Source organism: Campylobacter sp. (assembly GCF_052170435.1).
Lineage (GTDB): Bacteria > Campylobacterota > Campylobacteria > Campylobacterales > Campylobacteraceae > Campylobacter_A.
This window is the reverse complement of sequence record NZ_JBQNAN010000002.1, coordinates 71207-85795: the sequence shown is the minus strand read 5'-3', so window position 1 is coordinate 85795 and position 14589 is coordinate 71207. Positions and strand designations below refer to the sequence as shown.

Annotated in this window: 15 protein-coding genes and 1 pseudogene; 7 read left to right on the top strand and 9 right to left on the bottom strand. The window is 45.0% G+C overall.

Annotated elements, in window-relative coordinates:
- Positions 1–22: 22 nt before the first annotated feature.
- The 8 genes from ACTTJF_RS01890 to ACTTJF_RS01855 all read right to left on the bottom strand — a co-directional run bounded on the left by ACTTJF_RS01890 (position 23) and on the right by ACTTJF_RS01855 (position 8668).
- Positions 23–1471, bottom strand: coding sequence for a Ppx/GppA phosphatase family protein (locus tag ACTTJF_RS01890; protein ID WP_442550509.1), 1449 nt, complete (start codon positions 1469–1471; stop codon positions 23–25).
- Positions 1472–2701 carry a sensor histidine kinase gene (locus tag ACTTJF_RS01885; RefSeq protein WP_442550532.1) on the bottom strand — a complete coding sequence of 410 codons (1230 nt, stop codon included), beginning with the start codon at positions 2699–2701 and terminating at the stop codon, positions 1472–1474.
- Positions 2702–2739: 38 nt separating this feature from the next.
- On the bottom strand, positions 2740–3411 hold the full coding sequence (hsrA, locus tag ACTTJF_RS01880; RefSeq protein ID WP_002947350.1) for a homeostatic response regulator transcription factor HsrA: 672 nt from the start codon (positions 3409–3411) through the stop codon (positions 2740–2742).
- 73 nt (positions 3412–3484) lie between these two features.
- Positions 3485–3799 (bottom strand): dihydroneopterin aldolase, encoded by a 315-nt coding sequence (locus tag ACTTJF_RS01875; protein ID WP_442550508.1) that lies wholly within the window; start codon positions 3797–3799, stop codon positions 3485–3487.
- Positions 3796–4410 (bottom strand): glycerol-3-phosphate 1-O-acyltransferase PlsY, encoded by a 615-nt coding sequence (gene plsY, locus ACTTJF_RS01870; protein ID WP_122872772.1) that lies wholly within the window; start codon positions 4408–4410, stop codon positions 3796–3798. The genes ACTTJF_RS01875 and plsY overlap by 4 nt, the downstream gene beginning before the upstream one ends.
- 327 nt (positions 4411–4737) lie before the next feature.
- Positions 4738–7047 carry an ATP-binding protein gene (locus ACTTJF_RS01865; protein ID WP_442550507.1) on the bottom strand — a complete coding sequence of 770 codons (2310 nt, stop codon included), beginning with the start codon at positions 7045–7047 and terminating at the stop codon, positions 4738–4740.
- 140 nt (positions 7048–7187) lie between these two features.
- On the bottom strand, positions 7188–7910 hold the full coding sequence (locus ACTTJF_RS01860) for a PilZ domain-containing protein (RefSeq protein ID WP_442550506.1): 723 nt from the start codon (positions 7908–7910) through the stop codon (positions 7188–7190).
- Between the two features lie 158 nt (positions 7911–8068).
- Positions 8069–8668 (bottom strand): peroxiredoxin, encoded by a 600-nt coding sequence (locus ACTTJF_RS01855; RefSeq protein WP_002947343.1) that lies wholly within the window; start codon positions 8666–8668, stop codon positions 8069–8071.
- A gap of 165 nt (positions 8669–8833) precedes the next feature.
- Here ACTTJF_RS01855 and ACTTJF_RS01850 point away from each other — a divergent pair, with 165 nt between their 5' ends.
- From ACTTJF_RS01850 to ACTTJF_RS01820, 7 genes and pseudogenes are all read left to right on the top strand, one after another.
- Complete coding sequence (locus tag ACTTJF_RS01850) at positions 8834–9118, top strand: DUF362 domain-containing protein (protein WP_442550505.1); 285 nt, start codon at positions 8834–8836, stop codon at positions 9116–9118.
- Between the two features lie 95 nt (positions 9119–9213).
- Positions 9214–9627: a nucleoside-diphosphate kinase gene (ndk, locus tag ACTTJF_RS01845; RefSeq protein ID WP_122863180.1), complete on the top strand. Its 414-nt coding sequence runs from the start codon at positions 9214–9216 to the stop codon at positions 9625–9627.
- Positions 9628–9641: 14 nt separating this feature from the next.
- The gene (locus ACTTJF_RS01840; RefSeq protein WP_442550504.1) at positions 9642–9998 is read left to right on the top strand and encodes a YceD family protein; all 357 of its coding nucleotides are present in this window, start codon (positions 9642–9644) and stop codon (positions 9996–9998) included.
- 11 nt (positions 9999–10009) lie between these two features.
- Positions 10010–10156 (top strand): 50S ribosomal protein L32, encoded by a 147-nt coding sequence (rpmF, locus tag ACTTJF_RS01835; protein WP_002943740.1) that lies wholly within the window; start codon positions 10010–10012, stop codon positions 10154–10156.
- Between the two features lie 5 nt (positions 10157–10161).
- The gene (plsX, locus tag ACTTJF_RS01830; RefSeq protein WP_442550503.1) at positions 10162–11151 is read left to right on the top strand and encodes a phosphate acyltransferase PlsX; all 990 of its coding nucleotides are present in this window, start codon (positions 10162–10164) and stop codon (positions 11149–11151) included.
- A 19-nt stretch (positions 11152–11170) separates the two neighbouring features.
- On the top strand, positions 11171–12130 hold the full coding sequence (locus ACTTJF_RS01825; protein ID WP_442550502.1) for a beta-ketoacyl-ACP synthase III: 960 nt from the start codon (positions 11171–11173) through the stop codon (positions 12128–12130).
- 143 nt (positions 12131–12273) lie between these two features.
- A pseudogene (locus tag ACTTJF_RS01820) lies at positions 12274–13508 on the top strand (DUF2920 family protein).
- 134 nt (positions 13509–13642) lie between these two features.
- Here ACTTJF_RS01820 and ACTTJF_RS01815 read toward each other — a convergent pair.
- Positions 13643–14440, bottom strand: a complete 798-nt coding sequence (locus ACTTJF_RS01815) for a hypothetical protein (protein WP_442550501.1) — start codon at positions 14438–14440, stop codon at positions 13643–13645.
- Between the last annotated feature and the right edge of the window lie 149 nt (positions 14441–14589).

Genomic DNA, 14589 nt, shown 5'->3' with positions numbered 1-14589 from the left:
CATCAAATCCCTCCATCAAATTTCACGCAAAACAGATCGCAAAAGTATCCGGTTTGGTCATCTTTTTGATATTTTCCTTCGCCATAAACAACTCCTTAGCGCCGTAAATTTGCAAAGTATGGTTAATAAACTCAAACTCTAGCTTCTTATGCGCGCAGTTTGCATCGAGATTTTTAGCAAGCGCAAGGATAAAACTCAACCAGCGCACGACCTCTTCGCTAGGCAGCAGGTTTTTAAATCGTTCAAATTCGCTCGAGCTTTTTTTGCCGTTTTGCGCGATGATCGCGGCAACTAGGCATTTTTGCGCATGCGAAAAGCCGTAGTTTAGGGCATTTAACACAAAAAACGCCGAGCTAGCGTGCTCGCCGTAAAATCCCAAGCACTGCGCCACGCTATGTAGCCTCGCAGCCACGGCTAGCTCGCTCTCGTAGCGCCCATCAAGCCCGTGCAGCGGCTCTAGCGCGGCAAAGAGGTCTTTTGCGTATTTTACGATAGTTTTATTGTCATCCAGCAAAAATCTATCCTGCAAGCTCCTCACGCTCGGGTTAAAATTTGGCGGAAATTTGCGCGTCGGGCGCAAGATATCGCTCAAAAATACGCCCTCTCTAAAGCCCGCGCCGCTAGTATAGATGTTTTGTGCGCCCACAGCATCCACTGCGCCTAAAAATATAAGCGCGCCCTCTCTGATCGTATCGAATCGGTCCTTTTTGATGCCGAATTTTCCAAGCTCTAGTACGCTCGCCCGGGCTAAATTTTCGATGAAATTTTTGTGGCTTTGAAATTTATAGGCAAAGTTGTGCACCGTTTTTAGCGGGTAGTCTTGCGCCGACATAATAGCAGAAGATATCGCGCGCAGGCTGCCGCCGATAGCGACTAGGTTTTTGCTTTTAAAATTTTTAGGCAAACTTTTAAACGCCTCTTTGATAAAAGGCGCTGCGGCGTTTAAATTTTTCTTATCGAAAAATAGCTCCTTTAGCCGCACCGTGCCCAAATTTAACGACATGGCGTCTACTATCTTGCCGCCGCTAACAAGAGCTAGCTCCGCAGAGCCTCCGCCGATATCAAGCGTGACAAACTCCTCTAGCGGCTCAAGCAAATTTAACGCCGCTACGCCGCCAAACGTCGCCTCATCCTTGCCGCTAACGACTTTTAAATTTATCCCAAGCTCCTTGCGCGCCATGCTTATGAGCTCGCCGGCATTCGGAGCGTCGCGCAGAGCCGAGGTGCCCATGGCGAAAATTTTCGAGCATTTGTAGTTTTGTGCGATATTTTTAAACTCGCTAAGCGCCTCGCAAGCCTTTTGCATCGACTTTTCCGAGATCTCGCCGCCGTGCTCGTACGCGCCCTCGCCCAGACGCACCTTCATCTTAAATTCGCCGATGATGTGAAACGCGTAACGCGAAGTTTTCTCAAAAATCGCCATTCGCATCGAATTTGAGCCTAGATCTATGACGGCGGTTCGTTTTGCCATTTATTTGCCTTTATTATTTTTATTTATCGCTAGAGTGAGGGTCGAGATCGCGCCGCTGTGCCCGTCGGTTCGGTTTTTGATAGACACCGAGCCGCCCAGAGCCTGAGCCGCGCCCTTAGCTAGAAATAGCCCGAGTCCCGCTCCGCCCTTATCGCCAAAACGCTTAAACGGCGCAAAAAGGTCCTTGCTCTCGTCGATGCCGCAGCCCTCGTCTACGACCTCGATGATAAATTCGTTTTCGCTAAGGCGCGAGCGCAGCGTAACCACGGCGCCGCGAGGAGAAAATTTGATCGCATTTTGGACGAAATTTTGAATAACGTGTGTTAAAAGCGTCGTTTGTAGCGTCATCTCAAGGCTGCTCGGAGTAAAATCGGTCGAGATATCCTTGCCCTCGCCGCGAGCTAAAATTTTAAAATTATTCGCATATTGATTTAAAAACTCGATGATATCGATGCGCACAGCCTCCTCAAACTGCGCGCCCTCCTGCCGCCCGATCTCTAGGATCGAGCTTATCATTTTGTTCATCTGATTGATGGCTTCGTTGTTGTTTTTGAGCGCTTCGATGTATTTTTCGCTCTCGCGCGGCTTTATTAGCGTGACTTCGTTTTTGGTTTTCATCACCGCTAGCGGCGTTTTTAGCTCGTGCGCGACGCCGACGAAAAGCTCTTTTTGATAGAGTACGAACGTCTGAATACGCTCGATTAAGCGGTTTAGACTTCTGCCCAGCGGCTTAAACTCGGGCGGTAGCTCGTCAAGGCTCACCGTCTGTAAAAATCGCTCGTTTAAATTCGTCATTTTTCTGCTTAAAATTTTAATCGGCACAAGTAGCATCCGCGACAAAAACAGCACGTAAAAAATAATCAGGAGTATCGACGTAGCGTTTACCATGATGATATCGATTAGAATTTGATCTACGAGTTTGCTTTGATGAGTTGTGTCTTTGGTTAGAGCGATGCTCGTGTCGTCCATATACGGATAAAATAACGTCAAATGAGTCTTTTGCCCCACCCTTTCCGTGACGAAATAAGGCGATACGGTTTTGCCCTCGACTAGCTTTGCTCTAGTGGGACTATCGTTTAGCGTGAAGTACTCAAACGGTTTTTCTACTTTAGATAAATTTGCGCTCGTGGATAAAATTTTAGCTTCGTATGCGAGCGATTGCGAGATGCCCTCGTATATCGTGACCTTGATATACTGATATAAAAGAACGGAGATGATGAGAATTAGCATCGTAGAAGCCGATGCTAATTGCACTATAAACCTAAATCTTAGGCTTTTTTGGGAAAGCAAAACCTATACCCGCGTCTTCTGACCGTCTCGATAGTCGATATATTTAACGGTTTATCCATTTTTTGGCGGATTTGATTGATTGCTACTTCGATTACGTTTGGAGTTACGAGCTCAGGCTCCTCCCAGATCGCGTCTAGTAGCTGCTCTTTGCTGACGATCTGATCGCTGTGGCGCGCAAGGTGAGTTAGTACCTCAAACGGCTTACCTTTTAGCTCGATATCTTGACCTAGATATGTGATTTTCTCCTCGTCCGGATCGATGATAAGGTCGTCTATCTTGATAACGTTGGTGCCGCCAAAGCGCAAACGAGCCTCGATTCTAGCTACCAAAACGTCGAAATCAAACGGCTTTTTGATATAGTCGTCCGCACCCGCTCTAAATGCCTTAACTTCGCTGTCTTTATCGTCTTTAGCAGATAGCACGACGACTGCAGTGCGCGGAGATTTGTGCTTGATGATGTTGATTAGATCCACGCCGTCGCCGTCCGGGAGCATCCAGTCAGTCAAAACCAAGTCGTAATTTCTAATACCGATGTAGTATTCGGCATCCTTGAAATTCTCCGAGCTGTCGGTCTGATAGCCGAACTCTTGCAAGCCCTCGGCGATGGTTTTGTTTAGAGTTACCTCATCTTCAACTATTAAAATTCTCATTTTTTCCCTTCAGTGAAATTTGATGGGATTGTAGCATAAATTAAGCAAGATTTCAAGATACTTTAAAAAAAATTTAATATTTAAACTCAGCTCTTGCGCCAACCGTCGCATTTTTGACGATCTCGATTTTTAAAATTTCCATTTTTAAAAAGCTAAGCGAGCTAAATTTTTCCTTCAACTTTTTCGCGCAAATTTCAAGCGAGCTCTCCACAGTGCTAAATTTCTCCCGCGCGTAAATTTCCTCGATAAAATTTATCATTTCCACGTAGTCTATAAACTCGCCGCTTTCAAATTCCGCGCTCACTCTTACCTTCTGCGGCGTCACGCGCTCAAAATCAAGCAGCCCGATGATCGTGCTAAATTCGTAATCTCTGATAATCGTCGTCAAATAACGCGCTTTTCTTGCCCGGTTATCAGGCGTTTGATGTTTGGCAGGTGCTTATAAACGACCAAAAACGCGATCAAAAATATCGGCGCATAGGAGTCGATGTCGGGAATCTGCGGCTGCAACGCAAAAGTCGCTACGATAAACGCCACGAGCGCGGCTAGCGAGGCAAGCGATGAGATTTTAAGCAGTTTGCCCACGACAAACCAAACCCCAAGCGCGATAGCGATCTCAAGCGGTAAAAAAACCGCCAAAACGCCCGCTCCCGTGGCTATGCCCTTACCGCCTTCAAATTTCAAAAACGGCGAATAGCAGTGTCCGAGCACCGAAAGTACAGCCATCGCCCAAAGCGTCGCGGGAGCAAGGCCTAAAAATTTCGCGATCAGTATCGGCAAAACGCCCTTTAAAACGTCGCAAACGACGGTTAAAATCGCGATTTTTTTGGCGAGTTTGGGGTCTTTTTGCTTTAGCACGCGCAAGACGTTGGTCGCGCCGATGCTGCCGCTACCTTCGCTTCTGATGTTCACTCCGCCGAAGATATAAGCCAAAATCACGCCCGAGGGGATGCCGCCTAGCAGATACGCCGCGGCGTAAGCTATCAAATTTTCGTTCATTTTTTATCCTGATTTTTGTTTCGATTTCGCAATATTAATTAAATTCGGCTGATTTTTTGATAAATCGGTCGTTTTAAAGGGCGGTAAATTTGTAAATTTCACTTGAGTAAACCCGAAACTTTAAGATGCTAAATTTGAACCTTCAAGATACGGGTCTCTGTGACCCAAATTTGTAAATTTAATGCCAAATTTGACCGTAAAACGATAAGGCGAAGTATCGCGAAATGATTTTTCGAGTTTTGAAGCAAAATTGAGCGTGCGCTAGGCATATAGCCTGCGGAGCGAAAATTTTGTGAAATCTCGGAAAAGCACTCGCGAGACGAGCCGTTATTTCCACAAAAGATAGAGCTTTTCGTCGTATATATCGCTACTTTTCGGTGCCACTTCCACCTCCGTAACCTCCACGTTTTGCACATCGTTTTTGGCTTTTAGCGCGCTGGCGTCTTCTTCAAATTTCGCCATCAGTTCCTCGATCTGCGCGTTTAGCTGGGCGACTTCTTGCTCGCTTAGTTTGACGTCGCTGCGCTCTTTTAGCACGCTGTTTGCCGAGCGCGCGGAGGTCGCGACCTTGCCGATGTTGCCGCTACTTAGCAGCCCCTTGCCGAAAATCGCGCCCAAAATGCTAGCTCCCACCGAGATCGCCGTCTCGATCCCCTTGCTTTTAAAGTCTCGCTGCTCTTTTTCTAGCTTTGCCACCGAGCGGTTTAGTTTCTCCTCTAGGCGCGCTTTTTGTTTGTCAAATTCCGCCGTAAGCTTGGCCGTTTGCGCCTCTAAAATTTCATTGCATTTATCGGCCAAATGGACGTAAAACTCCTCCTTGCTCTCACCCGGCGCCGAGCTTAAATTTAGCGCGCTAAAGAGCCTAAGTTTGTAGTTTCTATAGATAAATTCTTTGAAATTTTTGGTTAGCTCTTTGAAATTTTTAGCTCCCGCGACAAAGCCCGGCAGCGGTGCGTATGAGAGCTTGAAATTTGGCTCTGCAACCGCGGTAAAATGCATATTTTCGCTAGCCTCGCTCCAGTCGGCGCTTTTTTGAGCTTCATCCAACCTTAGCGTGAAATTTACCTCGCGAACCTCGTCAAGCCCCTTTTTAGCGTCGTAAAATCGCACTTTGGCTTCACCGTAAAGATACCCCTCCAGCTCGCCGCCCTCCTGCAAATTTGAGCTTGCGGCGTAAATTTGAGCGATGTCCGGCGACAGAACCGGCTTGGCGGCAAAATTTGAGCTTTTTGCCGGGCTTGATCCGCTCAAATTTGACCCGCTCTTTTGCTCTTTCATCAAATTTGAAATCTGCTCGCGGCTAAGCGGTCCTTTTAGGTAGCTCAGAGCCCAGCGCGTCGAGATGACGGACAGCCCGTCCTCGTGGATGTTTTTTAGTAGGAAATTGCGCTTTTGCAAATTTGAGATGAGATTTTCTATCTCGCCTTTATCCATCGCAGAGCCCGCAAGCCCCGTCATACCGTCGATCACGCGCGCCTTATCCTGCGCGGTTTGCAAGCGCCCGATAAACCACGTGCCGATGTTACTAAGGCCTTTGTAGTCAAGATCGACCGGGTTTTGGGTGCTCAGTATCACGCCAAGGCCGTGCGCACGGGCTTGCTTGAGTAGAGTTAGCATCGGAGTTTTGCTAGGCGGGTTGCCGTTTGGCGGGAAAAATCCGAAAATCTCGTCCATATAAAGCACCGCGCGAAGCGAGCTCGTGCCCTCGGTCTTGCGCATCCACGCGATGATCTCGTTTAGCAGTAGCGTCACGAAAAACATCCTCTCGCTGTCTTTTAGGTGCGAGATCGTAAAGATATTGCACTTTGCTTTGCCGTTTGCGTTAAAAAGCATCTTTGAGATGTCGAGTCGCTCGCCGCTTAGCCACGCGCGAAAATCGGGGCTTGCAAGCAGCGTGTTGATCTTGACGGCTAGCTTCATGCGCTCGGAGCTTGGATAAAATTTCTCCACGTCAAACACGCCGATCTTAGTAAATGGAGGCGTCGCGATAAAGCCGATGAGCTCCTCTAGACTCACGTCCGCGCCCTGGCTAAATTTATCAATAAAAATGTTTGAAATGAGCAGGTGTTCTTTTGAGTTTACGTCGTTTTCTATGCCCACAAGCGAGAGCACGGAGCTAGCCAGAGAGCCTACGTACTCGCTAAACTCCTCGCTGCCTGCGTCTAAACTCGGACGGGCAAAATCCCCAAGCAGCGCCACGCCCACGCCGCTACTGCTCTTTGGCGTGTAAATTTTTAGCTCGGCGCTATTTTTAAAAAGCCCTACGCGCTCTAAGCTCTGAAACGAGCCCTCGATGCCGTTTTTCCACGTCTGCGCTTCGCCAGCGGCAAACTCATCCGCGCTCATGCCCTTGTTCTGCGCTTCGTTTTCATCGACGTAGGGCGCAAAATCCTGCGCGCGCATCTGCGGGAACGCCAAAGCGAGGTTGGTCATATCGCCTTTGGGGTCGATTATAAAGGTCGGGATATTATCGATGCAGGCTTCTTCTAGGATGCTGATACCAAGGCCCGTTTTACCGCTACCGGTCATTCCGATGATGGCTGCGTGCGTCGTGAGGTCCTTGTTTTTGTAAAAAAACGGCTCTTTGTTTTTGAGGCCGACGTAAAATAGCTTTAAATTTTCTTGGATGGTTTTCATGTGCTTCCTTGTAAATTTTGGGCTATTTTACTGATTTTTGATTAAATTTCGGGTGAAGCCGGGAGGATAAATTTGAAAGCGAGGCGGGTAGAATTAAAATAAGGCAAGCGCGAGGCTCGCCTTTTAATTTTGCGTTAAATTTATTGGTAGGTTTTTAGCTGCTCTTTGAGCTCTTCGAGGGTTTCTTTTACGCGCTTGTCGGTAAATTTTACGATATTTTGATGCGCGTTTTGCTTGTTCATCACTTGGCAGCAGTATCTCATGGCGCCTTTATATTTTAGCGCCGTAACTAGCTTTAGATCGATATCGACGTCCACTTTTTCGCAAGATCCGCTTTCGCAGTCGGAAAGTCCGAGCTCAAATTTAGCGTTTACCTGCTCGCCGTCCCTAAACTCTCCGTCATCGGCGCTAACGACGCCGAGTCCGCCCTCGGAGATATCGTATAAATTCCCCTGCACTGCGCTGCCGTTTTGAGCAAGAGAGACCTTAGTATAGCGGTTTGGATAGACGCGTTGATATTTTCGCAAATTTGCATGCAGGTTGTGCATGTAGATAAAATCTCTAAGCGTCACGGTCAAATTCGACAAATCAAATCCCGCGATATCGGCTCTTAAATTTTCGGCAAAATACTCATCGCGCACGATGTAGGCGTTTTTTTCCTCTTTCATGGCCAAAATCTGCTCTAGCGTTACCTTGCAAACCACGGTCTCATCCTCGACTGCTATAACGCTACCTTGACACTCGACCTTTACGCCGTTGTATAAATTTAAAAAATGAATTTGATGGTTGTCTTTTAGAGCCCTTGAAAATACGCTAATAGCGCCTTCTAAGATCATAGAACCGCTGTTATCAGTGTTGATCATTTAGAGGTTTCCCTTCTGCGAGATTTTAGAAATTGCCTCTATTATAGTAAATTTATTTTGTTTTTAGTTTAAATTTTTTGCGTATTTCGTTAAAAATTTTGTGAAGTGGGTAAAAAAAGGGAAGAAAAGGGCGAGAGTTCGCCCTTAAATTTAGATTATTATAGCTTATCCGCGTTGTGAGATAGATAGTCTGCGACGCCTGCCGTATCGGCTTTCATGCCTTTATCGCCTTTGTTCCAACCGGCAGGGCAAACCTCTCCGTGCTCGTTAGTAAATAGCATTGTATCGACCATTCTTATCATCTCGTCGATGTTTCTTCCAAGCGGAAGGTCGTTGATAACCGCGTGACGAACCGTGCCGTCTTTGTCTAGCAGGAATGAGCCGCGAAGTGCGACGCCCGCATCCTCTAAAAGTACGTCAAAACCGCGAGCGATAGACTTCGTCATATCGGCTACTAGCGGGAAGCGAACTTGGCCGATGCCGCCTTTGTTTACCGGAGTTTCTTTCCACGCAAAGTGAGAGAATTGGTTATCCGTTGAAACTCCGATGACTTCGATACCGCGAGCTTTAAACTCATCGTATCTCTTATCAAATGCAATAATCTCGCTAGGGCAAACGAAAGTGAAGTCCATAGGGTAGAAAAACACCACCGCGCCTTTTTCGCCGATATTTTTATATAGGTTGAAATCATTTACGATCTGATTGCTTCCTAAAACCGCTGCAGCTGTAAAGTCAGGCGCTTTTTTTGTTACTAACATTTTTTCTCCTTAATAATTTTTATTTGTAGCGAAATTATATCATCTAAAAATTAAAAAGAGCTAAAAATTTTACGTTTTCGCTTCAAAATTTAACGCAAAAATTTAATATCAAATTTACTTAGTTTTTGATATTCTTGCGAAAAATTTGACCAAAAAGGATAAAAAATGGCAGTAAAAATAACAGACATCTGCATAAGCTGCGGCTCTTGTATCGACGAGTGCCCGACGAACGCTATCGTAGACGACGCGGATAACCCGACCGGCGAGGACGCATACTACGTTTATGCCGATAAATGCGTCGAGTGCGTAGGATTTAACGACGAGCCTGCATGCGCTTCAGCCTGTCCGACCGACGGCTGCATCGTTTGGGACGCTCCTTATTCAGGACAGCCTTCTCGCGCCGAGATAACAGCAGATATGAGAACGGGCGCTACGGCCGTCATCTCGTAAACTCCGCACTTAAGCCCTTTTGCGGGGCTTATTTTGAAATTTAATTTTTTTTTGATATAATCACCGCCTTATAAAAACCACAAAAAGGAAATTTTATGCAGCAAACGCTTTCTATTATTAAGCCTGATGCCGTAAAAAAGGGCGTTATCGGAAAAATCGTGGATAGATTCGAAAGCAACGGACTAAGAATCGCCGCTATGAAAAAAGTCAAACTAAGCAAATGCGACGCAAAAGCTTTCTACGCAGTTCACAAAGACAGACCTTTCTTCAACGATTTGGTTGATTTTATGGTGAGCGGACCGGTCGTAGTTATGGTTCTTGAGGGCGACGATGCGGTAGCTAAAAACCGCGATCTAATGGGTGCAACTAACCCGAAAGAAGCAAAGCCCGGTACTATCAGAGCCGATTTTGCCGAGAGTATCGACGCAAACGCCGTTCACGGTAGCGACAGCCTAGAAAACGCTAAAAACGAGATTGCATTTTTCTTTGCAACAAGAGAAATTTGCTAATTTTAGGTTAAATTTTGAAAATATCTTTCGCCAAAATCGCAAACAATCAAATACCGTTCGAGCTAGGCTTGGACGGGGTAAATTTTAACGGCGAACTCAAAAGAATAAGCCAAAATTTAGTTAGCTGCAAAGGCAAAATCGTAGGCGAGATAGCTCACAACTGCGACCGATGCGGCGAAGATATAAATTTAAAGCTTGATGAAGATGTAAATTTGATATTAAGCGACGGAATTTATAAAGATAAAGAAGAAAACCTCGACGATGCGGTTGAGTTTTTCGACGGTTTTATAAATTTAGAAGAAGTACTAACAAGCGAAATAGAAGCTTTTAAGAGCGATTATTTTTATTGTGAAAAATGTAAAAATCTATAAAGGAGAATAAAATGGCAGTACCTAAACGAAGAGTAAGTCACACTCGCGCGGCAAAGAGAAGAACGCACTACAAAGTAACGCTTCCCGTTCCCGTAAAAGATAAAGACGGCTCATGGAAAATGCCTCACCGCGTAAATAAAACTACCGGAGAGTATTAATACAAATGACCAGCATTTGCATTGACGCGATGGGCGGCGACTTCGGTCCGCAACCTATTATCGGCGGCGTGATCGAGGCTTTAAAAGAAGTAAAATTTGAAGCCGTTTTGGTAGGCGATACGAAAATTTTAGAAAGCCTCGTTCCGCAAAATTTAAAACAATACGTAAAATTTATTCAAGCCGACGAGGTCGTCTCTATGAGCGACGGCGCCACCGATGCGTTAAAGCGAAAAGAAAGCAGTATTTTTAAGGCTATCGAGCTACTTAAAAATAAACAAACAAAGGCCGTAGTTTCGGCAGGACACAGCGGAGCCACGATGAGCCTTGCCACGCTTCGCGTCGGACGGCTCAAAAACGTCTCTCGCCCGGCGATAGCGACGCTGATGCCAAACGTAATCGGTGGCAACACGCTAGTTTTGGACGTCGGCGCAAACGTGGACTGTAGGCCGGAGCATCTATTTCAATTTGCGATAATGGGCGAAGCCTACGCAAAAGAAATTCTAAAAATAAAATCCCCTAAACTAGGACTTTTGTCTAACGGCGAAGAGAGTAGTAAGGGTAACGAGGCGACGAAAGAAGCTTTTGAAATGATCTCAAAACTTGATAGCTTCGTAGGCAACGCCGAAGGAAATCAGGTTTTTGACGGAAGCGTCGATGTCGTTATTTGCGATGGTTTCGTCGGAAATATCCTGCTAAAAACAAGCGAAGGCGTAGCCGACGCGATAACCAAAATAATCAAAAAACACGTTAAAAAATCCCCGGTCGCTATAGCAGGTTCGCTTCTAATGAAAAAAGTTTTTAAAACGCTAAAACAGCAAGTCGATTACGACGAATACGGCGGCGCACCGTTACTTGGCGTGAACGGTTGCGTCATAATAAGCCACGGTAAAAGCACTCCAAAAGCAATCAAAAATGCGATATTTCAAGCTCTAAAATTCGCAAACTCCGATATAAATAAAGTTATCGAAGACGAGCTTTCGCACTTCGCAAAATGAAATTACAAAGACAAATTTAATGCCAAAAGCCTCGCTAATATCCATAGCCGCATACGCTCCACCTAAAATTTTAACAAATTTCGACCTTGAAAAAATGGTGGAGACAAACGACGAATGGATAGTTAAACGCACCGGCATTAGCCAAAGACGCATAGCGCATGGTGAAGATACGAGCGATCTTGGCACGAAAGCGGCACAATTAGCGCTTGAAAGAGCAAATTTAGCGGCAAAAGATATCGACGCGGTTATCTGCGCGACTATCTCGCCCGATCACTTTTGTATGCCTTCGACGGCGTGTAAAATCGCTAAAAATTTAGGCATAAATGCTATTACGGCATTTGATATAAGCGCGGCGTGTACGGGTTTTATTTATCTGCTTGAGCTTGCAAAATCATTAATTGAAAGCGGAAGCAAAAAAAACGTATTGATAATCGGAGCCGAAAAGCTAAGTAAAATCGTCGATTGGACCGATAGAACAACTTGCATACTATTTGGCGACGGAGCGGGTTCGGCGGTCGTAAGCGCAGGCGAAGAAAACGAGATCATCGACGTTCATACCGCAGCCGACGGCAACTACGCAAACCTACTCATAACTCCTGGCGGAGAAGAAAAATTTATCAAAATGTCGGGCAACGAAGTCTTTAAAGTCGCAGTCCAGACTCTAACCAAAGACGTCGTAGATATCCTAGAAAAAAATCAAATTTCAAGCGATAAAATCGATCTTTTTATACCTCATCAGGCAAATTTACGCATCATCGAAGCAGTCAAGCAACGCTTAAATTTTACAAACGAACAGTGCGTCGTAACCGTCGGAAAATACGGCAACACAAGCTCAGCCTCTATACCTATGGCGATGAATGACGCATACGAAGCGGGCAGACTTAAAAAAGGCGATTTGCTTTTACTGGACGCATTCGGCGGAGGCTTTACGTGGGGCTCAGCGCTCTTAAAATTCGGCGGCGAAAGCTACGAAAAATAATTTTAACAGATAGATTGCTATCAAAATTTAAATCAATTTCATAACCCAACAACAATCAATACAAAAACGTCAATCGGACATTAAAATTTATCAAATTTAGCCAAGTGTTCGTATAATAAACGCATTATTTCCAAGGCCAAATTATGATAATAAATAAAACATACGAGATCCCATCCTGCGACGATGTAGAGCTTGGCCTAAAGCGAGATTCGTTACTCGAGTTTAAGCTCTGCTACGACGACAAAAAGCCAGCTAGAGACCTAGTTTTCATAGTGCCGGGTCTTGGCGACGATGCGAACGAAAACTATAGAGAGCATTTAGCGCAGTTCGTAGCTAGCAAATTTGACGTGGCCGTAGCGAGTGTGAATTATCACTGTATCGGCAACAGGCCGCAAACGGGAGCGACGTATTTTTTAAACGATTCAGATAAAATAATCCTTAAAAATAAATGCTCGAAAATCGGTATAGAAATCCCAAACGATACCAGCTACGGCGAGCTTTCCGTACTAGATGTCTATCTAGGCAAGGTAAAATCAAGCGGCGGTTTACCGAGCGATTTTAAATTAGAAATATCCGTAACGCTGCAACCGACCAAAAACGAGTATCAAAATTTCGGCGTTATGCAGGCTCAAGACGTGATAAATGCCGCGCTTTTCATCAAGGCAAATCCGCCGTTTAAATCCGCGACCGATATAGACGAGCTGCCAGTTGTCCTAGTCGGCAGTTCGCACGGCGCATACATAAACGCCTTGGCGGCCAAATTTGCTCCGTGACTCGTGGACGGTCTCATCGACAGCAGCAGCTACGCGAAGCTAAACTGGGAGCTCATAGGCCTAGGCAAAGAGGCGGACTATATCAAATTTCGTGAATACTCGACCGATATATATATTTTAAAAATATCAAAATTTACGTCTTTACCAAAACGATGTGGACGCTACTGGATAAGTCCTCGCCTCGATATTTCTCGCAGGCACGCGAGGATATACGAAACATTTTGGACGCCGCGCACCTAAAAGTCCAAAGCGAGTATCCAAAGCCTATCTACGTAGGCTACCACTGCGCCGTAAACGATCACTGCTCGCCGCCCGAGGAAAAGGCACAGTTCTACGAGGAGCTAGGAAAGCTCGGCTTTGACGCAACCTTGCATATGATAAAAGACGAGAGCTAGCTTGACGGTATATTTCTCAAAAAGCTAACGCACGGCCTAGAGATGTCCATCAAGCTTTTGATCGCCAAGGAGCTGCCGCCGATGTTAGAAAAGATAGCCTCCCGCGAGAAGCAAATTTGCGAGAATAAAAGCATAACCTATCGCTCGGACGGGCTGGAATATAAATTTTCAGAGGCGAACGGCAAGATAAATTTGGAGATAAAAAGATAATTTTATTTGTAAAATTTGCGTTTGCTAGGGGCTAATTCGAGCGGCAAAATTTGATAAAAAATTTAAGAGGCAAAAGCTGTGCGGCAACTAAAAGCAAATTTATATGAAAATTTAACAAAAAGCTTAAACCTAATTTACTCCAAACTAAAAAACCGCCTCATCTTGCGCTTCCAGTCGTCTTTTGGTATTTCAGTATCGTTTGGATCGTCGCTCCAGACCTCGTGTTTGTCCTCGAAAAATATCGCAGACCTTTGAGCTTGCGGCATAAATTTCGTCTTGTCCTCCACGGGGATTTTGTTTGCCCCAAAATACCGCAACAGCTCAAAATAATCATCTCTGCTATAGCAATTTACCAAAAAATAATTTCTATTTTTCATCCTTATGACGAAATTTTTACGCAGTAGCCATAGCGGTTCGCCGGATTTTTTGAGTTTATAGATTTTAAACGGCAGCGCAAATATCAAATAAACTAAAAGATATCTTATAAAGTCCTTCGTTTTATTAAAATGCACGCCGATAGAGGACTTTTTATAGAGCTGATACGGGGTAAAAAAGTGAAATCTGCCGTATCTGCTATCAAGCTCGCTGATAACGCAAAAATAGACCTTTTCCACGTCTTTTACGAGGACGATTTTCTCCTCGCTCTCTACTTTGTTTACGTAGACATACTCTATATGATAAATTTGCTCGCTAGAAAATCTAAAAAAGCTCGGTTTTTGTTTAAAAACTCGCGGCGCGAAAACGTATGTATTGTATAGGCAGAATAATAAAAAAGATGCGGGCAAAGCAATAAGATAAATGCGGTATAAAAGCTCATAGTCGCTAAAAGCAAATACAAAAACGAGAATCGAGTAAAGAATAATATACCATCCCGCCAAAAACAGCGCGCCATAATCGTTTATGATTATCGGATTTTTGTCGTAGTTTCTCAAATTTTCTCCAAATTTCGCTTCACGCGGTCAAATTTAAAATGCATAACAAAAGACAAGCGCGAGCTAAATTTTAACTAGGTAAATTTAAAATCAGCTCGCCGTAAAGCCAAAGAAATTTAAGCGGCCGCTCCCATGACAAAGCCGCTTAA

Excerpts from the sequence above, each read along its gene's own strand:
- ACTTJF_RS01890 (WP_442550509.1), bottom strand. The coding sequence starts at position 1,471 with ATGGCAAAACGAACCGCCGTCATAGATCTAGGCTCAAATTCGATGCGA.
- ACTTJF_RS01885 (WP_442550532.1), bottom strand. The coding sequence starts at position 2,701 with ATGCTAATTCTCATCATCTCCGTTCTTTTATATCAGTATATCAAGGTC.
- hsrA (WP_002947350.1), bottom strand. The coding sequence starts at position 3,411 with ATGAGAATTTTAATAGTTGAAGATGAGGTAACTCTAAACAAAACCATC.
- plsY (WP_122872772.1), bottom strand. The coding sequence starts at position 4,410 with ATGAACGAAAATTTGATAGCTTACGCCGCGGCGTATCTGCTAGGCGGC.
- ACTTJF_RS01865 (WP_442550507.1), bottom strand. The coding sequence starts at position 7,047 with ATGAAAACCATCCAAGAAAATTTAAAGCTATTTTACGTCGGCCTCAAA.
- ACTTJF_RS01860 (WP_442550506.1), bottom strand. The coding sequence starts at position 7,910 with ATGATCAACACTGATAACAGCGGTTCTATGATCTTAGAAGGCGCTATT.
- ACTTJF_RS01855 (WP_002947343.1), bottom strand. The coding sequence starts at position 8,668 with ATGTTAGTAACAAAAAAAGCGCCTGACTTTACAGCTGCAGCGGTTTTA.
- ACTTJF_RS01850 (WP_442550505.1), top strand. The coding sequence starts at position 8,834 with ATGGCAGTAAAAATAACAGACATCTGCATAAGCTGCGGCTCTTGTATC.
- ndk (WP_122863180.1), top strand. The coding sequence starts at position 9,214 with ATGCAGCAAACGCTTTCTATTATTAAGCCTGATGCCGTAAAAAAGGGC.
- rpmF (WP_002943740.1), top strand. The coding sequence starts at position 10,010 with ATGGCAGTACCTAAACGAAGAGTAAGTCACACTCGCGCGGCAAAGAGA.
- plsX (WP_442550503.1), top strand. The coding sequence starts at position 10,162 with ATGACCAGCATTTGCATTGACGCGATGGGCGGCGACTTCGGTCCGCAA.
- ACTTJF_RS01825 (WP_442550502.1), top strand. The coding sequence starts at position 11,171 with ATGCCAAAAGCCTCGCTAATATCCATAGCCGCATACGCTCCACCTAAA.